Here is a 24,759-nt window from a genome sequence, read left to right on the forward strand (position 1 = left end):
ATTGGTAAGAAGTATTGGACGTGAGTCTCTCTCCACTTCACTCTCGATGAAGTGGAGATGCCAATGGACGACAGATCTACAACACCTCCTTCTCTTGCTGATGTCGTGAGGTCGGAGGACCTTATCAGAAAGCCGCCAAAGAGATCACCCGAACTAGAACCGCTTCTTACCGCAGAAGATGTGGCGAAGCGTCTCAATGTCAGCACGGACTGGGTCTGGGATCACTCGTCGCGCAAGAAACCTCTTCTCCCCGTCATTCGCATGGGAGATGGAACACTCCGTTATCGTGCTAGCGGCATTGAGTTGTTCATCGATGAGCATGAGCGGCTGTCGGCACTTCGGCGGCGTGCCGTCTAGAATAGGAGTGCCCACTTCTTTCCCCCGCAGAAATTGAGGAATCGATGGGTAAATCGCATCAAGCAGGTTGGGTTTCGTTACGCGGGAAGCAGTGGTTCGGCTACTTCCGGCAAACGGTCCTCGATCCTGAAACCGGCGAGGAGCGAGTCAAGAAAGTTTGCGTCAAGCTCGCCCTCAAAACCAAAATGACCAAGCTCCAGGCGCGTGAAGCGCTGCGAGTAGAAGTCACCAAACGCACGGGTCAAAACCTTGGAGGGCGTGTCCTCAAGGACAGCTCTGTCACCTTCGAATGGTTTGTGCTCAATCGCTACTTTCCGCTTCGCAAGGGGACTGGCGGCCAGAAACGGCGAAAGAAAAGATTTCTCAGATTCAGCTCGATCTCGTAAATCGATTCGGAGCGTACCCGCTCGATTCGTTTGACAAGTTTGCGCTGCAGACACACCTGAACAGTCTTGCGGAGCGATACTCGCAGGACCGAGTGAAGCAGGCGCGCTCCTATCTGAAGTCCATCTTCGACGAAGCGATCGAGCAGGAATATCTGATGAAGGATCCAAGCCGGAAGCTCAGGATCCCTAAGAACCTCCGGCCTAAGGATAAGCAGGTGCTGAGTTGGGAACAGCTGTGGCTGATCCTGGCGAACGCAGGCAGACGGGATCGCCTGTTGCTCATGCTCGACATGACGGAGGCGCTTCGCCCCAGCGAGTTGTTCGCGCTGCGATGGAGATCCTTCGATGACCAGAACACGCTAACCCTGACTGAAACCGTCTATCGCAGGAAACTCAGGTCGTTCGGCAAAACACCCGGCAGTCTCACTAAAGTTCACCTGCCGAATGGTCTGGCGGATGAGCTGCTGCGCTGGAAGATGGAATGCAAGAAGGCCTCCTGTGAGAACGGCTCCTGTACGAAGCCGGAGCACCGGAAGGCGTCTTCGGAGGAGTTTATCTTCCCAAACGCCGACTGCGGATTCATGGATGCGGACAACTACCGTTTTCGGGTTCTGAAGCCGCTGGCGGAGTCATTGGGTGTCCCGAAGCTGAACTTCCAGGTCATGCGACGGACGATGGCGACGCAGGCGCAGAAGATGGGATCGGTCAAAGACATCCAGGCCCACCTCCGGCATTCACGGCCTGATACGACAGCCAACGAATACATGCAGGAGTTGCCAGATAGCGTACAGGCGATGGTCGGATCGGTGTATGCAATGTTGATGAAAGGAGGAGAAAATCAGTCTTCCGACGATTTGCCACAAAAAGCCGCAAACGCTTCGACCGTCACAGTGCCTAAGTTGTTGAAAGAATTGGTGGGCACAGCAGGATTCGAACCTACGACTTCCACCGTGTGAAGGTGGCACTCTACCGCTGAGTTATGCGCCCTTTCGGGAAGGAAAACCACACTTAGAGTATCATCCACGAACCGCTCTGCCAACATTCTGATCGAAGCGTCCGCTCCTCATGTATGTTCTTTCGCATCTGTTTACAATCAGGGAGACGATTGGATGATCGACCGCCGCCCAGATCCGTTTCCCGATGAAACCATCCACCCCTCTACTGACGAGGATGGTTTCCACGATGAAGCTCCTGGCGATTTTGACGATACCGATGCAGATGCCCCGGAAGACGATGCGGAAAACGAATCTTCCCCGCAACCTGAGGGACATTCCCGTGTTCGTACAGGTATGGCGACCATGGCTCTGGACCGGGTTTTAGACCGACCGTTGTTACAGGGTGTCCGCGCGGAAGTTGTAAGCGCCGAGCGCGTTTCCGACTGGAACGCTCTTACCGACGCGGAGATCATGCTGCGGGTGCGTGACGGCGACGATCAGGGCTTCAATTATCTGATCGAAAAATACCGTAAGCCTATCATCCATTTCATGTTCCGCATGGTTCACAACCAGGCTATTGCAGAGGAATTGGCACAGGAAGTTTTTCTAAGAGTCTATCGTTCGCGGCAGACCTATCGGGCTGAGGCCCGGTTTACGACTTGGCTCTACCGCATCGCCACGAATCTCGGCGTCAATTACGCCCGGGATACGAAACATGAGCGGGCCGCGCAAAACGTCTACCTCGACCAGCCTGATCCCGAAACTGGAACGACGCCGGACGTGGCCGACACAACGCCGTTGGTTGAGCAGGATCTGGTCCGCGATGAGCGCATGCACGCCATCCGCCAGCACGTTATGGCTTTGCCAGAGCGACAGAGGACGGCAGTCCTGATGCACAAGTATCAGGGTATGGACTATAAGCAAATCGGCGAAGTTTTAAAGCTGAGCGAGTCCGCCACCAAGTCGCTACTCTTTCGCGCCTATCAGACATTGCGCGAAAAGCTTAAAGATTTTGTTTAAGGTTTAAGTAATGAGGGAATTATGATCTGCCGGAAAATTAAAGCGAATCTTGCCGACCTGCTCCTGGACCCGGAGTCGGTTCCTGCTGAGGTGCGCAGCCACGTAAAAGACTGCACCGAATGCAGCAGGGAACTGGCTTCGCTCGAGGCGACCATGAACCTGATGGAAGATTGGCAGGCGCCCGAGCCGTCACAGTATTTCGATTCCAAGCTGGCTGTGCGCCTGCGTGAGGAGCAGCGCGCCGAGCCAGCCGGATTGGTCGAGCGCCTGCGCGCCCGCCTGCTCTTTAACAGCAATGTTCATCTCCGTCCCATCGCAGTCGGCGCTTTGGCGCTCCTGATTCTTATTGGCGGAGGCACCTACGCGGACTTGATGTCCTCGCATTCTGGAACTCCGGCCAAGACCTCGGCCACCGTCGAAGATCTTAAGTCGCTCGATGACAACGCACAGGTTTTCCAGCAGTTGAATGCTCTCGATCAGGGCGATCAGAATGATAACAGCGGCTCGTCAAACAACGATTTGTAAGACGGGTAATGAGAATGCAAACTTGCGCAGAGGCTACGGTATTTCCAGCAGATAGCACTGTCGCGTACAAATTAACAGACGAGCCTTGGAAACGATTATGCAAGTACGGAAACAGCACAGGACGGCGAGCCGCGGATCACGGGGCATGCGTACTCTTCTGTCTGTAGCCTTCACTCTTGCGCTCGCATTTCCGCCCGTCACTGCCTTTGCCGGACAGCACGGCTCGCATGCCGCGCCCGCGCCACATATGCAGCCGCCACCGCGTCCTTCTCAGCCGCACCAGCAACCGATGCCGCAGCAGCAGTTTCATCCCCAACCCGGATCCGAACAGCAGCACTTCAACACGCCCCAGCAGTATCGTGCCGGGCAGCCGGGACACCTGCCTGACTGGCTTAACAAGCATCAGAACATGACGCCGCAGCAGCGGGAAAACGCCCTTCGCCAGGAGCCCGGATTCAATCACCTGCCTCAGGAGCAGCAGCAGCGCCTCATCAATCGCATGCACCAGCTCAACAGCGCCCCGCCGGAGGAGCGTCAACGCATGCTGCAGCGCAATGAAATGTTCGAGCACCTCAACCCGGAGCAGAGAGCCGGTGTGCGGGGAGCTTCGCAGGCCTTCCACCAGATGCCTGCCGATCGTCAGACCGAAGTCCGCCGCGCCTTTCAGGATCTCCGCGGAGTTCCTCCCGATCAGCGCCAGTCCATTCTGAATTCAGCGCGCTTCCAGAACCAGTTCTCACCGCAGGAGCGCACCGTGCTCGGCAATATGCTCTCAGTTGAACCCTACCAGCAACATTCGCCGCAGCCGTAGTTCTATCCGCCTCATTCCAGAACGTTACTAACGCTCGCTCCTCACGCGAAAAGTCGTGTATAAGCCGCTCCCGCGGTGCTATAACCATGCGATATCCCCTCTGCTCTCAGGTCATTTGACACGGATTAGAAAGGCATCCATGAAGCTGTTGACCAAGTTCAATCTCATCCTGCTGGTTATTTTTGCCGCAGGAGGCGTCCTTATCTCCCAACTTGCCTATAGCTTCCTCATCGGCAACGCCCGTCGCGAGGTTTTAGAGGAGGCCCAGCTCATGATGGCCAGTGCCACATCTGTCCGCGACTATACGGCCAACGACCTCTCTCCGCTTCTGCAGCAGAATCCCAGGCACCGTGTCCATTTCCTCGCAGAAACCATCCCCTTCTACGGAGCTACCACTACCTTCAACAACCTCCGCAAATCCTATCCCGACTATGCATACAAGGAAGCCGCTCTCAATCCCACCAACCCCGAAGATCGCGCGTCCGACTGGGAAGCCGATATCATTCACGATTTACGCGATCACCCTAACGAAACGCAGAAAGTCGGCGAGCGCGAAACCCCCAATGGCGCCGCGCTCTACCTCGCCAATCCCATCAAAGTGAACCACGAATGTCTCGAATGTCACAGCACCCCATCGGCTGCGCCCACGGCGATGCTCGCCGTCTACGGAAACGCCAACGGCTTCGGCTGGAAGAACGATGAGATCGTGGGCGCGCAGATCATCTCTGTCCCCATGTCGGTCCCGATTGCCATTGCCGACCGCGCCTACCATCGCCTGCTGTTCTTTCTGATCCTCATCCTGGTCGTCACCATTCTTGCTCTCGACGCAGGGGTCTACTTCTTTGTCATCCGTCCGCTGAAACTCGTCTCCGATACCGCCGACCGGGTAAGCCGCGGCGAGAAAGATGTGCCTCCGATCAAGTTCAAAGGGAAAGATGAGATAGCCGTCGTCGCTTCGTCCTTCAATCGCATGCAAGTGAGTTTGACGAAGGCATTCAAGATGCTTGAAGAACAGTAATCGCGGGTGGGCCGCAAATAAACAAGCCGTCATTCTGAGGGCCAGAATGACGGCAGCCTGGTAAGTGCGAATCCATTCTAAAACCGGCAAGCCTTCAAAAATTTGGCTCGATCCGAGTCAGATTCAATCTCCTGGGAAACTCTTCCGCAAAGCTCCTCAACCGATGAGCACCGCTTCGCAGCCTGTTTCACAATCACTTCAGAGATCGGCCCGATATAAGCCGCCAGTTCTTTACTGATCTTTTCTATCTTTTGCGCGCCAAGCGCCTGCTTCTGAGTGGCGCTGGTGGTTGCAGAATCAGGCGCCGCCGCCGCGCCGTTTCCCGCCGCCCGAACCTCTCGCAAGCCCGTTGTATCGGCATTGACCGCTGCGCCCATATGCGGCCTCAGCGCACGAATCAGCACCTGTACGTCCGACTTCCAGCGGGCATGTGTCAGCTCTACCGCGTTCCTGTAATGCAACTCCTTCAGATCATCCGGAAGCTGTTCTGCCAACGGCATCCTCGCGCCGCGCACCAATACCGGAATCACCGGAATATCCCGCTTCAGCGCCGACGCCAGCTCGATTCGCACAAAGTCGTTTGCATTCTCCAGCCGCTTGTTACCCAGCGAATCTTTCGATTCCAGCCAGTCCCGCCCAATGAGCGCCAGCAAAACGCCGCAACTGGTCACGCTCTGATCGATTGCCTTTCTGAAATCTCGTCCCGGCTCAATCGCCGCCACATCCATAAATATCGAATCGTGATGAAAGTGTGAGGTCAGGTCATCGAACAGGCGGCCAGCTTCACCCTCCGAATCACTCCTTCGATAATTGATGAAAATAGAACTCAGAGTAGACCTCCAGAGGCAAAAAACCGCAAATCCAGAATCCGGAATCAGTGCCGATTCCTTATGAAAAAACTCAGGAATTGAGTGTACTCCGGCGCTTTGCACCCATTCAATCATTCTCGGAGTAAGCTCGGCTCGAGCGCGATAACTTGCCTCAACGCAAAAAATATGCGCCGCCACCAGCTATGGTGACGACGCATATTCTCCCTCCGACAAGAGGGATTGGGACCAAACCTACTCGGCCCGAAGAGCCTCCACCGGATTGACCGAAGCCGCGCGTCGCGCCGGAAGGAAACTGGCCAGCAGCGCTGCAACGCCCAGCACCATCGCTACGCCTGTCAACGTCGGTACATCCCACGACCGCACTCCGAAGAGCATCTTGTCCATCAACCTTGCCGCGGCAATTGAACAGACGAGTCCGGTCACAATTCCTGCTACTATCAGCCATCCTGCCTCTTTCAGAATCATGCGGTAGACGGTGCCGCGCTGCGCGCCCAGTGCAATGCGCACGCCAATCTCACGCGTCCTCTGGCTGACGGAATAAGCGATCACCCCATAAAGTCCTACCACGCTCAGCAGCAGCGCCAGAGCCGCGAAACCACCCACCAGCCACGCCGCCGAGCGATGCATGTACGCCGTCTGCGAGCTGTTGATCTGCTGCATCATTGTCGCCTCATCCCGTACGCCCAGGTTCGGATCGATCTGACGCACAGTCGCCGCCATCGCTGGAAGTAATGAGGCCGGATCCTGCCCGGCGTGCGCCACGATATACATCTCTGAGTCCGGGCCTTGCTTGAATGGGTAGTACACCGCCGGACGAATCTCCTGATCCAGCCCTCCCTCGCGAATATCGTCGACTATTCCTACAATCTGTCGCATTGATTTCGGATCGAGATCGGTATCGCCGATCATCTTGCCAATTGGATTTTCGCCCGGGAAAAATTGCTTCGCCAGAGTCTGATTGATGATGGCGACCTGTGCCGATGACGCGTCATCCGCCTCGGTAAAGAAGCGGCCTTGCATCAGCTTCGCCTGAATTGTCTTAAAGTAGCCGGCGCTTACCTCGCGCTCCGGAGCGTCGTTATGTTCACCGTGGTAGGGATGTCCCAGGATCCGGAACCATGTCGTGTTGCAGTTGCAACTCACCGGAACCATACTCGTCTGCCCCACGGACAAAACACCCGGCATGCTCGAAACCCGGTCCATCACACGCTGCGAAAGCGCAATCTGCTGCGTGTCTTTTGCATACGTCGCAGGCGGAGCGTCGATCCCCAGAGTCGCTAGATGCTCCGGCTCAAAATTCAAATCCACATGCAACAGTCGATAAAAGCTTTTGCCCAGCAGTCCGGCGCCTGCCAGCAGCACCATCGCAATCGCCAGCTCCAGTGCCACAAGATTCGAGCCCAGCCGCTTCCATGTCGTTCCCGCTGAGCTTCGTCCGCCCTCGGTGAGATCGTCGCGCAGCCGCGAAACCGAAAGCCGCAATGTCGGCGTGAGCGAAAACACCACGACGGCAAGCATCGCAAGCAGCAATGCAAAGCCCAGCACGTGAGCATGCAGCCCCACATTCCGCAGATAGGGCATGTTGTCCAGCATGTCGGTTGGGATCAACCGGATCAACAGCTGCATGGCTCCGTATGCGGCTGCAAGTCCGCAAAGGGTCGCTGCCGCCACAAGTGCCAGTCCTTCCGTCACAAACTGCCGCACCAGTCGTCCATGCGATGCTCCCAGTGCGCCGCGCACTGCCATCTCCCGTTTGCGGCTTTCCGCTCGCACCAGCAGCAGGCTGGCTACATTCACGCAGGCAATCAGTAAAAGCAGTGCTGCCCCGCCTAGCAGCACCAGCAGAATAGGGCGAATATCGCCGAGAATCGAATCGCTCAGCGTCATTACCAGCGCACCCTGTCCAAGGTTCGAGCCGGGATATTCCTTTTCGAGGCGCGCCGCAATCGTCTGCGTATCCGCCAGCGCCTGCTGAACGGTCACGCCGTCTTTCAGTCTTGCCACTGCAAACAGGTTGTGGCAGCTCCGCCTCTTCTCGCACGAATTTGGGTCGTGAATCGTCGTCCAGAACTCGGCGCCTCCGCGTGGCGCAAAGTGAAACTCACGCGGCAGCACTCCGATCACCGTGTAGGCGTTGTCATCCAGTGACACCGTCTGGCCGACAATATCCTTCTTGCCGCCGAAACGCTTCTGCCATGTGCTGTAAGGCAGTAGCACCGTGTGCGGAGCACCGGGCGTATCGTCGCTGAGATTGAAAACTCTCCCCAGTAACGGCCTGACGCCAAGCGTATGAAAAAAATTACCGCTCACCCGCACTGAAGGAATGGGCAGTACGCCTGCGGGCCCCTTCCACAGATAACTGGCAAAATTCCACGCATCCATTGAACTGAATACCTGGTTGTCCTTCCTCCAGTCCAGAAAATCCTCGTACGACAAATTGCAATGCGGGCAAAAGCTTGCAGTCTCGTACACCGCCGCCAGCCGCGAAGGATTTTCATAGGGAAGCGGTTTCAGCAGCGCCGCATCGACAAAAGTAAAGATGGCGATGCTCGCCGCCATTCCCAGCGTCAGTACCAGAACCGCGGTTATTGCAAAGCCCGGATTCCGGCGCAGCTGCCGTATCGCAAAACGAAAATCCTGCCAGATGCTCTCCATCTGGAAGCCCACCACTTCGTGACTCTGTTCCTTCAGCCGCGTGTCGTTGCCAAACTGCCGGCGCGCAGCTCGTTCTGCAGCGTCGTGGGCCAGCCCCTCCGATTGCATCTCGTTCACTGCCTGTTCGCGATGAAAAGCCATCTCTTCCTCCAACTCACTGCGAAAGCGGTCGCGGCGAAGAAGAATTTGCAATTTTCTGAAGAAACGCGTCATAGCGAGTTCCTGCCTGTCTGGGATACGGCGATCTGTGGACGTATGATTTCCAGCCCATCTACGATCTGATTCGTAGATATAGATTATCTATGGATAGATTGTCAATGATGAAGAAGAGCACCCAACTTAGTCAATGAGTTTCAATTAGGAACGGCAGTTTTTCACCATCGTGGATGCTCTCATCAGGGCAGCAGTGCAGGATTTGCCCTCTGCGCCAGATCCAGAGCCTGCTGTGGGAACCAGGCTCCCGCGATCGGATCGTCGAGGCCCCATAACGGATCGAAGACCGCTTGACCGGCACTGTTGGTTGGCCATCCCGGCTGCGAATACACCTGGTAGTCCCATGCCCGCGCCCCGCCGGCGGCATCACATGTGCCATCTGACTGGCCTGGTGTCTTTACCCATAGATAAGCGTCCAACAGCGGAACCTTTGTATTCGCAGTGGGATGAGTGCCCAACCCACGTGCCGGAGGATTGCACCAGTTGCCGTTAGTCAGTGTCTGGACTACCGAAACTGGCTGAGTATACGGAGCATTCGCGTAGATACTGGCGTCGAGCGGTCCCTGGCCATTGCGGCTGGTGTCGATAACGAAATGCGTCGTAGGTACGGCTATTCCCATGTTTTGCTGATACCACTCGTCGGTGTAGATCCAGGTTGCAATGTTGTCCGGATCGACTGTTCCGAGGGGCGAATAATATTGGCTCGCGCAGTACGAGTAATTGCCCAGTCGCCAGCCACCCTGCTCCGCATCTTGCCCGAACGCAATGCAATCGGAGACCCAGGTATCGTAGGTCGATTCGTAGTTGTTCAAATTGAAGTTCGATACGTTCGTGAAAAATCCCTGTGCCTGCTGAATGCCGGCCTGGACAAGCCGTTGCGCCATTATCGGCACCGCCTGCCAGTGACTATTGCCCGCGTCAAGGTAGACCAGTGTCTGCGGTCCGGTTTCTAGCGTAGTGACTGCATAGTTGATCTGCGTAAAGCGGTCAGCGGTCGCCTGTGCAATGTTTACCTTCGTAGGATCGTATCCGCAATCGCTGGGCAGGTCCGCCAGAGCGTCCGGCTCCAGGATGATCACCGCTTTCTTGCTGCCGATCGCCGCGGCAATTGCATCAATCCACGTCTCATAATCCGCAGTATTCTCCGCGCCGCCGGCCGAGTAGCTTCCGCAGTCGCGGCCGGGGATGTTGTAGAGCGTGAACACCGGTATGGCCCGCTCAAACGCTGCTTGCCGTAGAGTCGATGCCACGGTAGTGCTCACCTCGGCAGGCGTGCCGCTGGTGAGCCACACCGCCTGCGGGATCGTTTCCATCGCCGCGATGAGCAGGGCGTCCTTCAACTTACCCTGCCGGAGTAGACTCTCCACCTGCGGAACGGCTCCGCTGGGCGGTTCGGTGACAAAGAATCGAGTATTGGGCGGTAGAGTCTTCGACTGCCCGTGCGCCGCTGCGATTGATATCAGCAACAGTGCTATCGCTGTGACAAATCCGCGTAGAGTGCGCCAGTGAAGGTTCGAAGCGGGCATGTTGAGAACTCCTAGGGGTAGTCGCGTTCAGCTATCCGCCCACCTTATAGAGCGGCCCATTACGAGTTGTCAACTTTCGCAGCGACTGTAGCGCTCGAGCACATGTCCCGTACAAAAGGGAAGGGGTACCCCTGCAATCCACGAACTATTGCTTTAATAGGTTTCTGGCGATGAAGAGGGCATTTGCAGGCCGTTCTGCGAGTCGCCGCATGAAATACGGATACCACTCGGCACCGAAAGGAACGTAGATCCTCATCCGAAATCCCTCGCGTACCAGCGATTTCTGCAGATCGCGCCGGATTCCGTAGAGCATCTGGAACTCAAAACTCGCCGGATCAATGGCTTGTTGGCGAACGAACTTCTTTGTCGCGTCTATCATCTGCTCATCGTGCGTAGCCATGCCGTGGTAGACGCCGCTCGTTAGCAACTGCTGCATCAGCTTCACGTAGTTCGCATCTACGTCCTTTTTCTCCGGGAAAGCGAGATTGGCCGGCTCCTTATAAGCGCCTTTGCAAAGCCGGATACGAATCCCCTCAGCGGTCAGAGTGCGGATGTCGTCTTCGCTCCGGTACAGGTAAGACTGGATCACGATACCGACGTGACCGCGGTTCCCCGGGCGAGCATGTAGCCTGCGCACCATGTCGATGGTGGCCTGGGTATATTCGCTGCCCTCCATATCGACCCGGACAAAGGTATTTGCCGCCGCCGCATGATCGACCAGCTCGGCGACAATCTCCTCCGCTAAGCCCGGATCGAGGTCCATTCCCATCTGGGTCAGCTTCAGGCTGACATTGGCGTCAAGCTTGCGTGTCTGAATCGCATCGAGCAGCCGATGATAGATGTCAGCGGAGTGGTGTGCCTCGGCCGGGGTGGAGACGTTCTCGCCCAGGCTGTCCAGGGTGGAAGCGATGCCCGATTTCTGCAGCGACTCCGCCGAACGGAGAACCTCGTCGACCGTCATCCCGGCAACAAAGCGGGAGGACATACGGCGGCCCATGGCCGACCGTTCGGAAAAGTTTCGAAGGGTTGTATTACGGGACAAGGCAATAAAAGCAGAGCGCAGAATGGGCATATCTTCCTTGAAAATGGTCGAACTTATTATTTTCGCACAACAATACTCGAGCCTTGGAAGAGTCTCTTTCCAGATCGGCGTTAAGTGGCGATGAAAATTCATCGCGGTTTTATGAAGGCAAGTAACGAAAGCCATACAAACCGCATCAGAACTTTATAGATCAGAGTAGAGCTGCGGTTCTCCAAAAACCGCAGTGGTTCGCAAACAACAAATATGTGAACAGCACCTGAACGGTACGACCGTTGCAGGCGCAGTGGAGAATTCTCATGGTGAACAACTGCGCAAATCCTCAATGTGCCAAGCCTTTGCACTACCTCCGGGAGGGCCGAATCTTTGTATTCGAAGCTCAGACCGTATGCCGAGGCGGTGAGATGCCCGGTCATCATCTGGAACATTTCTGGTTGTGTGGAGACTGCTCCCGGATTTTCCGGATTGAGCGCGGAACCGATTCCGCCGCACGTTTGGTCCCTCGTTACACGCCACGCCTTCCTGTCAGACGCGAAACCAGGGAAGAGCCTGCCGCGACCACCGCGCTTGCTTCGTAACGCTGGCAGTCCAAAATCAAAAAGCGCCCTGTGAGGGGCGCTTTTTTGTGCAAAAATGCCTGTTGATTAACTTCGACTGACAGGAACTTCAGGCTTCAGATTTTTCACCGTCCGGCTATAAACTCCCGTAATTGCATTCCAGCGAATGTACAGTAATTCTTCCAACATCTTTATGCCATCTTTCAGATAGCTGATGCGGGACCGCTCATCGTGTCCCCACGTGACCGGAACCTCGCGGACTATATAACCGCGCTTGATCGCGATAAAGAGAATTTCGGGATCGAATCCCCAGCGCTCGATACGCTGCAGCCGAAAAACCGTCTGAGCCGCATCGCGCGTGAATGCCTTGAAGCCGCATTGCGTATCGGCGAACGGCAAACCCATGATCATACGTGTCACGGCATTGAAGCACCGGCCGAAAAAGCGCCGGTAAAGCGGCTGCTTGAGGGTCTGTCGTTTCCGCTCCAGCCACCGTGAACCGATCGCAATATCCGCGCCCTCGCGGATGGCCGCAAAGAGTCGTTCCGCCTCTTCCATCGGCGACGACAGATCAGCATCAGTAAACATCACGATGCCGCCGGAAGCCTCCAGCATTCCGTTGCGCACGCTGTAGCCCTTGCCGCGATTTCCGGGATTTTGAATGATCCGCAACGGAGGGTAGTCGGAGATGAACTTCGCGACAACATCTGCTGTATTATCGGTCGAACCATCGTTGACCACCAGCACTTCAGCGCTCCAGCTGCGTTCGCGAATGGTGCTCAGCACACTTTCCAGGGTGGCTCCTATCCGTGCGCTCTCGTTATAGGCAGGAATGACGATACTGTAATCAGGATTCACCCAGACAACCGTAATGCTTGAATTGAAGTGCTCTTACCCGTATCATACTCCTGCGCCAACAGCTAACTGCACAGCCAGAGTATCCATCCAAAGGGGCCTCAATCTTCGATAGCCAGCGCTGCTGATGTCCAGAAATCGAGACAAACATTTGGAGGATTGGAAGAAGACCATGCGCGTTGTGTCAGCAGAATGGTCGTCATGCCATCCTTTGGATCCACTCTCCATGACGTGCCGAGGCCGCCATTCCAGCCGAAGGTCCCGACATTCCCGGCAATATCGGTTCGCTTGGTGATGATAGATATACAGAAGCCCCAGCCATTGACATCAAAATAACCCGGCATAAGGCCTGAAATGGATTTTTGCTCCGGGGTTAGCTGGTCAGTTCTCATCAAATCAATCGACCGCTGGGACAGGATGCGGGGGCCACTGCGCTTGCCGGTACTCAGCATCATTTCGCTGAACGCGAAATAGTCGTCGACTGTAGAAACCAGGCCGCCAGATCCAGATGAGAAAGCTGGCGGGTGACTCCACTGACCACTTTCCGCGTCGTCAAAAACATCGAGCTTTGTTGTTTGCGGATTGAGCCAGTAGCTGGTTGCAAATCGGTTCATCTTTGCCGCAGGCACGCTGAAATCGGTGTCCTTCATTCCTAGCGGTCCAAAAATCCGTTCGCGAAGGAAGACCTCAAACGGCTGACCGGAGGCGCGCGCGACTAAAACGCTGAGAACATCGGCGCCTGTGTTATACATCCACATCTCGCCAGGCTGGTGCATGAGCGGCAGTGTTCCAAGGCGACGAATCCACTCGTCCGGAGCGGGCATAGATGCAGGAATTGGAGCTCCCATCCCGATCTGGAGTTCGTTTGCTGCTTTCAGAATTGGGCACGTGTCGGGCGATGTAAACACCAGGCCAAAACCCATGCGGAAAGTCAGTAGATCGCGGACAGTAATGGGCCGTTTTGCGGGCACGGTATCGTCGAGCTTTGCGTCGATTTTTTTCAAAACTCGACGATTGGCCAACTCAGGTAAAAGGCGTTCTACCGGTTCGTCTAGCCGCAGCGCACACTCTTCAACGAGGAGCATGGTGGCCGCAGCCGTAATTGGTTTTGTCATGGAAGCGATACGGAAGATGGTGTCGCGCTGCATCGGCGCATTGTCGCCGAGTTTCTTAACCCCGATCGTATTTACTTCGACTTGTCCGCGCCGGCTGACCAGACTGACGATTCCCGGTATCTCGCCATCGTCCACGTAACCGGTGAGAATGCCCGACATCCGGGTGAGTCCCCGTTGTGATAACCCGGCAGGAGGCAGCGTTTTCTTCGCCGTTTCAGGGCCGTTTCCGCTAACAGCAAACGCTTCGGCATTAGAGGGTGCCGCAACCGCAGCAGAGGCGGCAGCGACTTTTAGAAATGTACGTCGATCTACACCTGTCGTCATATGAGCCAGCCTTCGCTATATCTCTTCTGGAACAGGCAACAGCGCGCAAACGCCTGCTTTGTCTCTACGAGGGAAACCCTAGTGAACCGGTGGGCAAAAAGCAACTGCTTTTAAGCCGGATGTATTTCGATGATTCGGCACTTGATCCATTGTTGAGGAGAGAGTTTTCAAACTGGAAACCTGCCAATAACGGAAAAGGAAACGCTATATTTTGTTACTAGAATCCAGGAGGCTCTCACTCATACCAAGGGAAGTGCTAAACTCGCCGCTATGACAGATGAAAAACGCCGTTCGGCATGGTTCTGGATTTTTTTAGGCGGCGGGCTTTTTGTGGCCTTCATCGTAGTTGTGGGAGTACTCGCCTATTTCGCTGTGCAGGCCATGGGTGGCGGCACGAATTTCGGCTCGAATATCGGGGTAATCGATGTAGACGGGGTGATTCTTTCCGCTGACAGCACAGTCGATAATCTACGCAAATTTGAGCAGGACGACTCCATTAAGGCCATCATCCTGCATATTGACTCGCCCGGTGGCGGGGCAGCGGCCTCGCAGGAAATTTATAACGAAGTGCGACATATCCGCGATGAGAAGAAGAAGCCGATCATTGCGTCGATTGAGAGTGTAGGTGCCAGTGGCGCCTATTACATCGCTTCCGGAACCAATAAGATTTACGCCAACGATGCCAGCATTGTCGGATCCATCGGTGTCATTATGGAGTGGACCAATTATGGCGACCTGCTGAAGTGGGCGAAATTGAAGCCAGAAGTCCTGAAGGCCGGATCGTTGAAAGATGCCGGTTCACCCACTCGGGAGATGACTCCTGAAGAACGTGCCTACTTTCAGAGCCTCGTGGACAATATGCACACGCAGTTCATCAGGGACGTTTCGGCTGGTCGCACGATCAGCGTAGATAAGCTTACGCCGCTGGCGACCGGACAGGTCTGGACGGGCCAGCAAGCCTTGCCGCTGCATCTAATTGATAAACAAGGTGGTTTTCGCGATGCATTGTTAGACACGGCGAAACAGGTTGGAATTTCCGGTGAGCCAAGTGTGGTAAAACCGCCCAAAAAGAAGAATTCTATCCTCGATTTCATTACTTCGGATACGGATGATCTGTGGCCGAATCCCTCACGCCTCTTAGAAAAACACGCCGGCTTCTACTTTCTTTGGCGCTAAAGGTGAAATTTGTTGCATCTATTATGGTTAACAAGCGTAACCTAGGTACGGAGCAGAACTTGCCATGACCAAAGCAGACTTGGTGGAGGAAGTGACCCAACTCGGCGACCTGACGCGGCGCGATGGAGAGGTGATCGTAGATACTATCTTCGATTCCGTTATTCATGCTCTCAAGACAGGCGACAAGATAGAAATACGCGGTTTCGGCAGTTTCCGCATCCGGCAGCGCAAGCCCCGGATCGGCCGCAATCCTAAGACAGGCGCGAAAGTCGAAGTTCCGGCCAAACGCGTTCCTTATTTCAAGCCCAGCAAAGAATTACGGGATTTAGTCAATCCAAAAGATCCAGCTTCGGAACCTGCTTCCGAAAATGGTCCGGAGACACATTCGGCCTGAAAATCCAATGAGTTTTCAGTAGTGGGCATGGAGTTAACTCCATGCCTTTTTATTTGCGGATTCCGATGACGGAAAGGCTGCGGCCTGTAAAGCCGTGCTCTGCCCGATGGGAAAAGTAGCGGTCTGTCCTGCAGCTGGTGCAATCGCCCTGGATGAAGATGTTTTCCGCCTTAAGCCCGGCATCGACAAGTTGGCGGCGATTTGCTTCCACCAGATCCAGGTGCATGCTCGGTCCGAGATTGCTATGTCCTGGTGCCCGTGCTGTGAGAAAGAGCATCGGATACTTTTCCTTGACCGGATCGGAATCGTAGACCTCCGAGAACAGTTCCGGTGCATAGCGGAACTGAGACTCAAATTCTGACCGGACTTCGTCACCAACCGCATAACAACATGCACCGATGCCTGGACCGATCGCCGCGACGAGGTCTTCCGTGCGGCTGCTGAACTCGACACGCATTCGACCCACCCCGTGTTCGACAATGCGTTTGACGGTTCCGCGCCATCCCGCGTGGAAGGCAGCCACGGCACGTCTGCCTGGATCGGCAACGAGAACGGGAATGCAGTCGGCCGTCTGGATGCCCAGCAAAACGCCCGGCTCGTTTGTCATCAGGCCATCGCCTTTTCGGAAGGCATCCTCACCGGCATCCACAGGTGCTGCGCAGTGGATGATTGAAGAATGAATCTGCTGCAGCGTGACCAGTGGATGTGTATATCCAACAACTGCTGAAATAAAGAGCTCACGATTGGCGACTACGGTTTCCCTTTGATCCGAGGCGGTGAAACCCAGGTTCAATTCACTGGTTTGTTCGTCCTGACTGTAGAGCGTAGTTTTGCCGCCCCTGCGGGTGCTGAAGCCATGCATCAGCCACGGCAACCTAGACCAAGCAGGTATCTGTACGACTTCCAGTTTGGTCAGTGGGCGAGTATTTGGTATCACCATGCAGTTTCATTGTAGGGCACAAAAGCATAGGGCCCGCTTTCCAGCGGGCCCGCTTTAGAGGCATATAGGAAGGGAGCCAATGGGTAGTGTAACTGAGGTTCCGCTTACGCGGACAATTCAAGAATGTTACTCACAAGGTGAGAATACTGACTGAAGTTGCCTCTTGCTATTGGTTACTATGAACGCAAACACGGCTCCAAAAGTTGCCTGTCGATACTTTGATTTTCTTAAGATATTTGGTAAATCGATCAAGTTAGATTCAGAGTCGAGAATATCTACAATTAATGAACTTAGGTCTGCATCCTTTCGATTCGCTTCGCGTGCTCAATGCAGTTCCAAATTACGGCACGGATTTTCGAATTAAGAAGTTCTAATCGTAACGCTCAAAAATAATCTGTTTTCTCTGCCAGCCGAGTTCTGTCAGCTTGCTGCGATTGGCCGACACCATATCATTCAGTCCGCAGATGTAGGCGTGCACGTCGAAGCCTGCCGGCTCTGCTACGGTGATGACCGGAGCAGAATGATTTTGATTGGCGCGCGCCGTCACAATTTCTCCGACATGCTGCTGGACATAGCCGCGCAAACCCTCCCATCCCTCATGTGGACGGCTAAGCGTGGAAAGGTAGTGGAAGTTGTGCCGCTCGGCGGCCACTTTCTGGAAATACTTTTGATAATAGATTTCGGTTTCGTGGCGCGTTCCGTAGACTAGCCAGATGGTACGTCCCTGGCTGCGATCGTCGCCGCTTTCGGGGAAGAGCCATTCGACAAATCCACGCAAGGGCGCAATGCCGGTGCCGGTGGCGATGAAGATGGCATCTGTAAGCGGCTGTCGCAGAGTGAAGAGACCGTGAGGTCCATGGAACGGGATCGTTTGTCCGGGCTCAAGATCGCACAGCAGATTTGAGAAGAAGCCGCCTTCGACACGATTCACGCAGAGATCGAATTGGTTAGCGCGAGGCGCGGATGCGACGGAGTATGCGCGCGTCTGCGATTTGCCTCTTTCATCAACGGCGACGCAGGAAACAAACTGGCCGGGCGCGAAATCAAAATGCGAAAGCTCATCAATCGAGAATTCGAGATGGTAGCACTCTGCCGGAGCGGAGAGCATTAGCTTTTGCTGAAGCCGGGCAGTAAAGAGTGGTCTATCCAAAGTTGTAATCCTTTTCTTTTCAAATTATCGCTTGCGCGTCGCGGCAACAGCAATCGTGACGTGCGAGCGAAGTTCTTCTGGAAGAGGCTTGCAATATACTCAAATTCACAAGAAACCTGAACGACTTTTATGAGCACACAACCGCAAAAATACACCCGGAACAATCCATATATTTCGCGCATGCTCGTCAACGTATTGATGACGATGCCCGACTCAGAAAAACAGACACGTCATATTGAGCTGGAGCTTGAGCCGGGCATGGACTATACGCCGGGCGATGCTGTGGGCATTGTGCCGGAAAACCGCCCTTCGGAGGTAGCCGAGGTACTGGAGCGGCTCAACTTTAAGGGTGATGAGCGGGTGTTGGATCACTACAAGGTCGAGATCAGCCTGGAAGAAGCGCTGCGCACGCGCCTGGCGATCGGCAAGCTCACTCGGAGTTCTGTGAATGCGTACGCGAAGATTGCTCCGGGATCGGTGCCGCGGATCGAAGCTTTGAAGTCGCTGACGTTGCCGGAGAATCGCCCTGTAGCGGAGGAGTACGTCTGGGGCCGCGAGCTCATCGATCTGATTACGGAATATCCGGGCGGAATCACGGAGCCGCAACAGTTATTTACTGTGGTGGCGCGCCTTACTCCGCGCATGTATTCGATTGCCTCATCGCAAGCCTCTGTGAAAGATGCGGTGCATACGATCGTGCGCGTTGTCTACTATTCGAGCCATCAACGTGATAGGCAGGGGCTGTGTTCCGGTCACTTGGGGGAACGCGCACCCGAAGGCTCCGCGATGCCGATCTTTCTGCACGCGAACAACAACTTCCGTCTTCCGGAAAACACCGACACGCCGGTGATTATGGTAGGTCCGGGTACAGGAATCGCACCGTTCCGTGCGTTTCTGCAGCACCGCAAGGCACACGGCCACAAGGGCGACAACTGGCTTTTCTTCGGCGAGCAGCGCCGTGTCTCGGATTTTCTTTATCAGGAAGACCTGGAAGGAATGTTCAAGGACGGTATTCTGACGCGGTTCGATACGGCTTTTTCCCGCGACCAAGCGCACAAAATTTATGTACAAGACCGCATGCGGGAGAATGATGCGGAGCTATATCGCTGGCTGGAACGAGGAGCACATTTCTATGTGTGCGGCGACGCAAATCGCATGGCGAAAGATGTAGAGACCGCGCTGCTGGATGCCATTGCCAATGGAAAGAACTGCACGCCGGACGCGGCGCAGGAATATCTTGCCAATATGAAGAAGACGAGGCGCTATCAAACGGACGTTTATTAGGCACTTGTGCCAAGAGCGAACCAGGTCCTTCACCATATTCAGGGTTAGGGACGACAAGCTCTTCTCTTAGACTGACCGGTTCGCTATCAGCCTGGCTATGGGCTGGCGTTGCAGCCCTACTCGACGGTTACTGATTTGGCCAGATTGCGCGGCTGATCTACATCGCATCCTCGCCTCACAGCAATGTGGTAGGCGAGCAGCTGAAGCGGAACGACATCGAGAACGGGGAGCAGAAGTTCGGGGGCATGCGGCACATAAAGGACGTGATCGACGAGCTGACCAATCTCATCATCTCCTTCGATGGCAACGGCAATCACTTTACCCGAGCGGGCAGTAACTTCCTGAATATTCGACAGCGTTTTTTCATATCGCAGCTTTGAGTCGCGGTTGTTTTTGTCCTTGGTGGCCAGGACGACAACGGGTAGCGATTCATCGATGAGCGCGTTAGGCCCATGCTTCATCTCGCCCGCAGGATAGCCTTCGGCGTGAATGTAGGAGATTTCTTTGAGCTTGAGTGCGCCCTCGAGCGCGATAGGGTAGTGAATACCTCGTCCAAGAAAGAGAAAATCACTGGCGTTGGAATAGATCCGGGCAAGTTTTTCGCATTCACTATCAACAGTGCGGAGAATTTCTTCGACCTTGCCAGGAAGAAGTGTCAGCTCTTCAAGCAATGCGCGGCTTTCCTGTTCGTTGATCGTCTGGCGCGTTTGCGCGAGATGTACTGCGAAGAGGAAGAGCGCAACTAACTGGGCTGTGAAGGCTTTTGTGGAAGCGACGCCGATTTCGGGGCCAGCGTGGGTATAAATGGTGCCATGGGCTTCTCGCGCAATCATCGCACCTACAACATTGCAGATGGCGATGGTCTTCGAGCCTTTGGCGATCATCTCGCGCTGTGCAGCGAGCGTATCGGCGGTTTCGCCCGATTGCGTGATGAGGAGCCCGAGAGCCGTGGAGTCCGGAATGGGATCACGGTAACGATATTCGCTGGCGTAGTCGACTTCGACCGGCACGCGCGCGAGGCGCTCGATCATGAACTTACCCGCTGTTGCGGCGTGCCAGCTGGTTCCGCAAGCGGCGATATTTATTTTGGTGGCGTGGCGGAAGTCTTCATCGCTGATCTTCATCTCGCTGAGAAAAACTTTGCCAGTGTCGAGCGAGATGCGCCCAAGGGTCGTATCGCGGATAGCGCGCGGCTGCTCAAAGACTTCCTTGAGCATGAAGTGCTTGTAGCCGCCCTTTTCCGCCTGAATCGGGTCCCACTGAATGCGCTGTACCGGCCTCTCGATGATGTTGCCCTCAAAGTCTGTCAGGCAGACGCCAGATGGAGTGAGAATTGCCATGTCGCCATCTGCGAGAAAATACAGATTGCGCGTGTGATGCAAAATGCCGGGAACATCGGAGGCGACGAAATATTCGCCCTCGCCTAAACCGATCACGGCAGGCGGGCCGAAACGTGCCGCAACAATCTTGTCCGGTTCATCAGCGGAGATGACGACAATGGCGAAGGCGCCTGTCAGTCGAGCCACCGAACGGCGTATGGCTTCTTCGAGGGGCATCGTTTTTCCGGATTCGGCCGCAGATTTCAGCTCCTGCTCGATGAGGTGGGCGATGATTTCTGTATCAGTTTCAGTTACAAATTTGTGCCCTTCGGTGGTCAACTCATGCTTGAGAGCCAGGTAGTTCTCGACAATGCCGTTATGGACGACGACGATGCGACCGGAACAGTCGCGGTGTGGGTGGGCATTTTCTTCGGTGGGGCGGCCGTGAGTGGCCCACCGAGTATGGCCAATGCCATACGTTCCCGTGATAGGGCGGTCGTGCAGGACTTCTTCAAGTTTCTTCAGCTTGCCCGGGGCGCGGCGTAATTGCAGGCCGTCGCCATTGCCGCCGACTGCAATTCCAGCCGAATCGTAGCCGCGGTATTCGAGGCGTCGCAGGCCCTCAATAATGACCGGGACGACCTCCTTCTTGCCCACATAACCGACAATCCCACACATGCTCCGATTGTACGGCTAGTGTCAATATCGAAAGCTATGCGCCTTCTTCCAATTTGTAAGTGAACTCTTCAATAACGGGATTGGTTAAAACATCCTTCGCGATGCGCTCTACTTCCGCTTTGGCGGCTGCGGCATCGAGCGATCCGTCGAGTTCCAGGACAAAATATTTTCCCTGGCGTACGTCTTTCACGCCCTGGTACTGCATCTTCCTGAGTGCATTCTGGATGGTCTGGCCCTGGGGGTCAAGTACCGTCCTCTTGAGTGTCACGTAGACATGAGCCTTCATTATGCCCGATTATAAACGGTGCTTATACGGTCGCGGGTCTTGTTCCGGGATTCATAGAGATTGCGTACACTAGGAAGCGAATGGTTAATTATTTAGAACTACCGATTGGCGAGAAAGTGCCCGAGGTAATCAACGGCGTTATCGAGATTCCGTTCGAGGGCATTAACAAGTACGAGTACGACAAGCAGCTGCATGTCTTCCGGCTCGACCGCAACCTGTACTCTCCAGTGCACTATCCCGGAGATTACGGCTTCATCCCTTCGACATTGAGCGATGACGGCGATCCTCTCGACGTTCTGGTGCTGGTGGATGCCCCGAGCTTTCCCGGCTGCGTGATGCAGGTGCGTCCGATAGGTCTGCTCGAAATGCTCGATCAGGGTGTTCTGGACGAGAAGGTGCTTGCGGTGGGCAAGAACAATCCGCGCTACACCGATGTGTGGAATTATTCGGAGATCTATCCGCACATGCTCAAGGAAATTACGCATTTCTTCTCGATCTATAAAGATCTTGAGGGAAAACGTGTTGAAGTTCGTGGATGGCATGATGCTGCTTATGCGCGCGACCGTGTCCTGTATGCCGCGAGAAACTTTACAGAAAACAAAGAGAAAAAGCAGGCTGCTAAGAAGTAGCTCGGAAGAGTGCGAAAAGATTTGGCCCCGGATTGTCCGGGGCCAAATCTGTTATTGCGGTTGAGTTCTGGCAACCCGGGTAGGCTGGTTTTCTTCAGTCCCTACAGCCAGGTCCGGTTTTCCTGCAAATGAAATCGTTCCGGAGACGGCTTGCTTGAGCGGACCCTGCGTTATCTGCGATTGCCCAATCACAAGCTTCGTTTTCTCGATGGTGCCGTCGGCGCTCCAGTGGTCAAAATGCGGAGGAAGCGAGGCAGAGTCGAGCTTTCCATTCGTCCAATCCCAGTGAAATGTACCATGCGCGGAAGTGGCGAGGTCGCTGCGGGAGTATCCAGCAAGTTCTACGTGGGCGTTCGCACTTACTACGCCGGAAGTCGTGTCATCCTGCCCCAGACTGGTGAGCCCTCCGGCATTTGCATGGAGAAGCTGCGCGTCCAAACTGTATTTCGGGGCGCTTCCGGTTACATCCATCGTTCCAGTGGCATGAAGCAGGCCATTCAGCGCGTGTCCATCAATGGAGGTGAAACGAACATTGCGGCCTTCGATGTGAAGTGAGGTGCTGGCGTCATGGAGTGCCAGCGGACCGAGATTGAAAACGCCGGTATGGATGGTTCCGTTTAAAGCAGGCCACTGCACCTTGTTCCGGTCGAGACGGGCGAGTATCTGCTGCAGAAACTCGCCGTGTTCACCTGCGCCCATCAGCGTAGATTGCAGGGCGGCTGCATCAAGTTGCGGCGTCACAAGTGAAAATTCACGGATACAGGGATCTGCGCAGGGAATCGGCGTCGTAATCGAAAGAGTTGCCGGAAGCTTGTGAAAGACGATTGAAACCGGATTCCATACGATCTGAGCTGGAGTGAGGATGGCTTGTGCGGACGGAATTTCTACGGGATCCGGCAGGAATTGTGCTTGATAGCTCGCATTTCTGAGAGTAAAAGTGCCCTCGGCAACTGCAGCAGGCGGCGGGTTTCCGAAGATATTGGTCTGCGGCAGCCAAGGACCATGAACTGTAAGAGCGAAGCTTGCCTCTCCCTCCGGTGCCAGCGACGCGGCGGCATTTGTTAGGAGAGGCCCAAAGGTAGCAGCCAGGGGCTTTACACGTGCGATCGCCGCATCCCCGGTCAGGTGCAAGAGGAAGCTTTGGCGGGTGAAATCCCCGGAGAGTGAAAGTGGTCCGTCGCCGCCGAGACCTATATCGACATTTTCGAGATGGAGCGATGGGACGGTCGGCTTTTGCGGGGGTCTGGCCTTCGGGGATTTGTGCAAGGCCGGAGTGCCCGGTGTGCTGATGAGGTGCAGGGTGGGGAAGACAAGCGGTGCATCCATGCCTGACGTGCGAAGGGCCAAGCCGGTGATTGCGACATCTCCGTTCAGGGGGGCTACGGCTGCCCGATGCCACGAGAGGGTCCCCTGCATGGCGCCGGCGACCTTAGCTGAATCGGCGAAGCCGTTCCGGACAAGGCGAACGGCGGAAAGCGCGAAGCTGGCGGGAACATTCTCTATCCGAAGCGTGAGAGCGGGATCAGGATGCTCGATGTCTCCGATAGTCCCAGTTAGGAGAAAGTGGCCGTTCTGTATGGGCCAGAGGCAGGTCAGATCCTCCACCGAGCGCGCATTGTGGCGGTAGCTGCCCTGGCATGTGGCGTCTACGTTAAAGGCATCAAGAGGCGCAAACTCCTGACGGTGCATTCCGGCGATTTGAATCCGTGTCTTGAACTGCGGGTTGAAAACATCTCCCTTAATGGTGCCGTCCATGGCTAGATTGCCGCGCCACCCGCTGTCTTCCCCTATCAGGAGCCGGCCAATCTGGCCGAGCGGCGCGTTAGACCACTCGGTCTCAAGATCGATCGGCATGTTTCCGAGAGCAGAGGCGCGGTGAATAGAGCCTTGAACGCGCACGGTTCCTGTATCCGAGAGGCCGAGGTCGATGTCTGTGCGGACGGGCTGCGCTTCGAGGCGGAGGCGCCACTCCTCGGGATTGGCGAGCCACATGGCGAAATCTGCGTTGAATAGGGAAAAAGGCTTCTTTTCGTTGCCGATTTTGAAATTTACACGGGCGCTGCTGGCTTCAATGTAGGGGAAGCGAGGAGCACTGCTGGCGCGACGTTGTCCGGTGGGGGCGTTAGGGATGCGCGATGCCTGCAGTAGAACTGTGCCGATATTCCAGCGGCCTTCATTGTTGCGGACGAGATTGAAGCTGGGCTGGTCGAGGCTGATCTGGCCGATTTCCAGGCGTCCACGCCATAAGGAGCTGAGGCGGATGGAGGCGGTGACACTCTGGGCCCGCAGGGTAGGCTCATCGCCGAAGGCGGGGTCTTCTTCAACGAGGAAGTCGCTGAGCTCGAGACCGGGAAGAGGCAGCAGGCGTAGCGTGACCGAGGACAGGTGCACGTGGCGGCCAAGCGCGCTGCCGACGGCGTCGGCGATACGACGCTGATAGCGGTTGATATTGATGAGCGGAGGCAGGATGAGAGCCACAGCCAGCAGGAACAGGGCGGTGAAGAGAATCCAGTATTTTTTTTGAGATTTGCGCGGGTTTTCGCTCATCGATTCCACTGCTGATTGAACATATCACTTGAGGATTTGAGAGGCAGGCCCCCTCTCCTGTTTTGACGGAGATTGTTTGTTTTCAGCAGGTTATGACATCATGCCTGTATGGACATCGTTTATTTTCAATGGTTTAGCGCGTAGACGTATTTTCCTGCTTTTCCCGCTACTTCCATTATAGCGGTTTAAG

At 55.3% G+C, this 24,759-nt stretch carries 22 protein-coding genes and 1 tRNA gene; 11 read left to right on the forward strand and 12 right to left on the reverse strand.

Going from position 1 to position 24,759, the window contains the following annotated elements; genetic code table 11:
• The first annotated feature begins 63 nt into the window (after positions 1-63).
• Genes GSQ86_RS01855 through GSQ86_RS23775 form a run of 3 tightly spaced genes read left to right on the forward strand, consistent with a single transcriptional unit; the run spans position 64 to position 1,699 of the window.
• Positions 64-357 carry an AlpA family transcriptional regulator gene (locus tag GSQ86_RS01855; protein ID WP_158748266.1) on the forward strand — a complete coding sequence of 98 codons (294 nt, stop codon included), beginning with the start codon at positions 64-66 and terminating at the stop codon, positions 355-357.
• A gap of 44 nt (positions 358-401) precedes the next feature.
• Complete coding sequence (locus GSQ86_RS01860) at positions 402-743, forward strand: hypothetical protein (RefSeq protein ID WP_158748267.1); 342 nt, start codon at positions 402-404, stop codon at positions 741-743.
• Positions 647-1,699, forward strand: coding sequence for a site-specific integrase (locus tag GSQ86_RS23775; protein WP_158748311.1), 1,053 nt, complete (start codon positions 647-649; stop codon positions 1,697-1,699). The genes GSQ86_RS01860 and GSQ86_RS23775 overlap by 97 nt, the downstream gene beginning before the upstream one ends.
• Here GSQ86_RS23775 and GSQ86_RS01870 read toward each other — a convergent pair.
• A tRNA-Val gene (locus GSQ86_RS01870) sits at positions 1,656-1,730 on the reverse strand. The two genes, GSQ86_RS23775 and GSQ86_RS01870, sit on opposite strands and share 44 nt — an antisense overlap.
• A 122-nt stretch (positions 1,731-1,852) precedes the next feature.
• Here GSQ86_RS01870 and GSQ86_RS23260 point away from each other — a divergent pair.
• The 4 genes from GSQ86_RS23260 (at position 1,853) to GSQ86_RS01890 (ending at position 5,052) form a co-directional block, all read left to right on the forward strand.
• Positions 1,853-2,698 carry an RNA polymerase sigma factor gene (locus GSQ86_RS23260; RefSeq protein ID WP_254062077.1) on the forward strand — a complete coding sequence of 282 codons (846 nt, stop codon included), beginning with the start codon at positions 1,853-1,855 and terminating at the stop codon, positions 2,696-2,698.
• Positions 2,699-2,719: 21 nt separating this feature from the next.
• A complete protein-coding gene (locus GSQ86_RS01880) occupies positions 2,720-3,223 on the forward strand; it encodes an anti-sigma factor (protein ID WP_158748268.1) in 504 nt (167 codons plus the stop codon).
• Positions 3,224-3,368: 145 nt separating this feature from the next.
• The gene (locus GSQ86_RS01885) at positions 3,369-4,034 is read left to right on the forward strand and encodes a DUF3106 domain-containing protein (RefSeq protein WP_158748269.1); all 666 of its coding nucleotides are present in this window, start codon (positions 3,369-3,371) and stop codon (positions 4,032-4,034) included.
• Between the two features lie 139 nt (positions 4,035-4,173).
• Positions 4,174-5,052 carry a DUF3365 domain-containing protein gene (locus tag GSQ86_RS01890; protein ID WP_158748270.1) on the forward strand — a complete coding sequence of 293 codons (879 nt, stop codon included), beginning with the start codon at positions 4,174-4,176 and terminating at the stop codon, positions 5,050-5,052.
• A gap of 77 nt (positions 5,053-5,129) precedes the next feature.
• On the opposite strand, the gene GSQ86_RS01895 is transcribed toward GSQ86_RS01890, so the two are convergent.
• The 6 genes from GSQ86_RS01895 to GSQ86_RS01920 all read right to left on the reverse strand — a co-directional run bounded on the left by GSQ86_RS01895 (position 5,130) and on the right by GSQ86_RS01920 (position 14,166).
• Entirely contained in the window at positions 5,130-5,996 is an 867-nt protein-coding gene (locus tag GSQ86_RS01895; protein WP_216840970.1) for a toll/interleukin-1 receptor domain-containing protein, read from the reverse strand.
• 117 nt (positions 5,997-6,113) lie between these two features.
• The gene (locus tag GSQ86_RS01900) at positions 6,114-8,750 is read right to left on the reverse strand and encodes an ABC transporter permease (RefSeq protein ID WP_158748271.1); all 2,637 of its coding nucleotides are present in this window, start codon (positions 8,748-8,750) and stop codon (positions 6,114-6,116) included.
• 182 nt (positions 8,751-8,932) lie between these two features.
• Positions 8,933-10,276, reverse strand: coding sequence for a glycoside hydrolase family 6 protein (locus GSQ86_RS01905; RefSeq protein ID WP_158748272.1), 1,344 nt, complete (start codon positions 10,274-10,276; stop codon positions 8,933-8,935).
• Positions 10,277-10,421: 145 nt separating this feature from the next.
• A complete protein-coding gene (locus GSQ86_RS01910; RefSeq protein ID WP_158748273.1) occupies positions 10,422-11,348 on the reverse strand; it encodes a proline dehydrogenase family protein in 927 nt (308 codons plus the stop codon).
• Positions 11,349-11,959: 611 nt separating this feature from the next.
• On the reverse strand, positions 11,960-12,730 hold the full coding sequence (locus GSQ86_RS01915) for a dolichyl-phosphate beta-glucosyltransferase (RefSeq protein ID WP_158748274.1): 771 nt from the start codon (positions 12,728-12,730) through the stop codon (positions 11,960-11,962).
• A gap of 98 nt (positions 12,731-12,828) precedes the next feature.
• Complete coding sequence (locus GSQ86_RS01920) at positions 12,829-14,166, reverse strand: serine hydrolase (protein WP_216840971.1); 1,338 nt, start codon at positions 14,164-14,166, stop codon at positions 12,829-12,831.
• A 270-nt stretch (positions 14,167-14,436) separates the two neighbouring features.
• On the opposite strand from GSQ86_RS01920, the gene sppA reads away from it, so the two are divergent.
• Positions 14,437-15,342 carry a signal peptide peptidase SppA gene (sppA, locus tag GSQ86_RS01925; RefSeq protein WP_158748275.1) on the forward strand — a complete coding sequence of 302 codons (906 nt, stop codon included), beginning with the start codon at positions 14,437-14,439 and terminating at the stop codon, positions 15,340-15,342.
• A 64-nt stretch (positions 15,343-15,406) separates the two neighbouring features.
• Complete coding sequence (locus tag GSQ86_RS01930; protein WP_158748276.1) at positions 15,407-15,736, forward strand: integration host factor subunit beta; 330 nt, start codon at positions 15,407-15,409, stop codon at positions 15,734-15,736.
• A gap of 49 nt (positions 15,737-15,785) precedes the next feature.
• On the opposite strand, the gene pgeF is transcribed toward GSQ86_RS01930, so the two are convergent.
• Both pgeF and GSQ86_RS01940 read right to left on the reverse strand, forming a co-directional pair.
• Positions 15,786-16,676: a peptidoglycan editing factor PgeF gene (pgeF, locus tag GSQ86_RS01935; protein WP_158748277.1), complete on the reverse strand. Its 891-nt coding sequence runs from the start codon at positions 16,674-16,676 to the stop codon at positions 15,786-15,788.
• Between the two features lie 370 nt (positions 16,677-17,046).
• On the reverse strand, positions 17,047-17,826 hold the full coding sequence (locus GSQ86_RS01940; RefSeq protein ID WP_158748278.1) for a ferredoxin--NADP reductase: 780 nt from the start codon (positions 17,824-17,826) through the stop codon (positions 17,047-17,049).
• Between the two features lie 129 nt (positions 17,827-17,955).
• Here GSQ86_RS01940 and GSQ86_RS01945 point away from each other — a divergent pair, with 129 nt between their 5' ends.
• Complete coding sequence (locus GSQ86_RS01945) at positions 17,956-19,110, forward strand: sulfite reductase flavoprotein subunit alpha (protein ID WP_158748279.1); 1,155 nt, start codon at positions 17,956-17,958, stop codon at positions 19,108-19,110.
• A gap of 116 nt (positions 19,111-19,226) precedes the next feature.
• Here GSQ86_RS01945 and glmS read toward each other — a convergent pair whose 3' ends face one another.
• The gene (gene glmS, locus GSQ86_RS01950; protein ID WP_158748280.1) at positions 19,227-21,107 is read right to left on the reverse strand and encodes a glutamine--fructose-6-phosphate transaminase (isomerizing); all 1,881 of its coding nucleotides are present in this window, start codon (positions 21,105-21,107) and stop codon (positions 19,227-19,229) included.
• A gap of 34 nt (positions 21,108-21,141) precedes the next feature.
• Positions 21,142-21,393, reverse strand: coding sequence for a phosphoribosylformylglycinamidine synthase subunit PurS (gene purS, locus GSQ86_RS01955; RefSeq protein WP_158748281.1), 252 nt, complete (start codon positions 21,391-21,393; stop codon positions 21,142-21,144).
• A gap of 80 nt (positions 21,394-21,473) precedes the next feature.
• Here purS and GSQ86_RS01960 point away from each other — a divergent pair, with 80 nt between their 5' ends.
• Positions 21,474-22,022, forward strand: a complete 549-nt coding sequence (locus GSQ86_RS01960) for an inorganic diphosphatase (protein WP_158748282.1) — start codon at positions 21,474-21,476, stop codon at positions 22,020-22,022.
• A gap of 51 nt (positions 22,023-22,073) precedes the next feature.
• Here GSQ86_RS01960 and GSQ86_RS01965 read toward each other — a convergent pair whose 3' ends face one another.
• Positions 22,074-24,569, reverse strand: a complete 2,496-nt coding sequence (locus tag GSQ86_RS01965; protein ID WP_158748283.1) for an AsmA family protein — start codon at positions 24,567-24,569, stop codon at positions 22,074-22,076.
• Positions 24,570-24,759 lie beyond the last annotated feature (190 nt).

This window comes from Acidobacterium sp. S8 (assembly GCF_009765985.1).
Classification (GTDB): Bacteria; Acidobacteriota; Terriglobia; order Terriglobales; family Acidobacteriaceae; genus Alloacidobacterium.

Excerpts from the sequence above, each read along its gene's own strand:
- glmS (WP_158748280.1), bottom strand. The coding sequence starts at position 21,107 with ATGTGTGGGATTGTCGGTTATGTGGGCAAGAAGGAGGTCGTCCCGGTC.
- GSQ86_RS01965 (WP_158748283.1), bottom strand. The coding sequence starts at position 24,569 with ATGAGCGAAAACCCGCGCAAATCTCAAAAAAAATACTGGATTCTCTTC.
- GSQ86_RS01855 (WP_158748266.1), top strand. The coding sequence starts at position 64 with ATGGACGACAGATCTACAACACCTCCTTCTCTTGCTGATGTCGTGAGG.
- GSQ86_RS01860 (WP_158748267.1), top strand. The coding sequence starts at position 402 with ATGGGTAAATCGCATCAAGCAGGTTGGGTTTCGTTACGCGGGAAGCAG.
- GSQ86_RS01890 (WP_158748270.1), top strand. The coding sequence starts at position 4,174 with ATGAAGCTGTTGACCAAGTTCAATCTCATCCTGCTGGTTATTTTTGCC.
- GSQ86_RS23775 (WP_158748311.1), top strand. The coding sequence starts at position 647 with ATGGTTTGTGCTCAATCGCTACTTTCCGCTTCGCAAGGGGACTGGCGG.
- GSQ86_RS01930 (WP_158748276.1), top strand. The coding sequence starts at position 15,407 with ATGACCAAAGCAGACTTGGTGGAGGAAGTGACCCAACTCGGCGACCTG.
- purS (WP_158748281.1), bottom strand. The coding sequence starts at position 21,393 with ATGAAGGCTCATGTCTACGTGACACTCAAGAGGACGGTACTTGACCCC.
- GSQ86_RS01880 (WP_158748268.1), top strand. The coding sequence starts at position 2,720 with ATGATCTGCCGGAAAATTAAAGCGAATCTTGCCGACCTGCTCCTGGAC.
- GSQ86_RS01920 (WP_216840971.1), bottom strand. The coding sequence starts at position 14,166 with ATGACGACAGGTGTAGATCGACGTACATTTCTAAAAGTCGCTGCCGCC.
- GSQ86_RS01895 (WP_216840970.1), bottom strand. The coding sequence starts at position 5,996 with ATGATTGAATGGGTGCAAAGCGCCGGAGTACACTCAATTCCTGAGTTT.
- GSQ86_RS01960 (WP_158748282.1), top strand. The coding sequence starts at position 21,474 with ATGGTTAATTATTTAGAACTACCGATTGGCGAGAAAGTGCCCGAGGTA.
- GSQ86_RS01910 (WP_158748273.1), bottom strand. The coding sequence starts at position 11,348 with ATGCCCATTCTGCGCTCTGCTTTTATTGCCTTGTCCCGTAATACAACC.
- sppA (WP_158748275.1), top strand. The coding sequence starts at position 14,437 with ATGACAGATGAAAAACGCCGTTCGGCATGGTTCTGGATTTTTTTAGGC.
- GSQ86_RS01905 (WP_158748272.1), bottom strand. The coding sequence starts at position 10,276 with ATGCCCGCTTCGAACCTTCACTGGCGCACTCTACGCGGATTTGTCACA.
- pgeF (WP_158748277.1), bottom strand. The coding sequence starts at position 16,676 with ATGGTGATACCAAATACTCGCCCACTGACCAAACTGGAAGTCGTACAG.
- GSQ86_RS01945 (WP_158748279.1), top strand. The coding sequence starts at position 17,956 with ATGAGCACACAACCGCAAAAATACACCCGGAACAATCCATATATTTCG.
- GSQ86_RS23260 (WP_254062077.1), top strand. The coding sequence starts at position 1,853 with ATGATCGACCGCCGCCCAGATCCGTTTCCCGATGAAACCATCCACCCC.
- GSQ86_RS01900 (WP_158748271.1), bottom strand. The coding sequence starts at position 8,750 with ATGACGCGTTTCTTCAGAAAATTGCAAATTCTTCTTCGCCGCGACCGC.
- GSQ86_RS01885 (WP_158748269.1), top strand. The coding sequence starts at position 3,369 with ATGCGTACTCTTCTGTCTGTAGCCTTCACTCTTGCGCTCGCATTTCCG.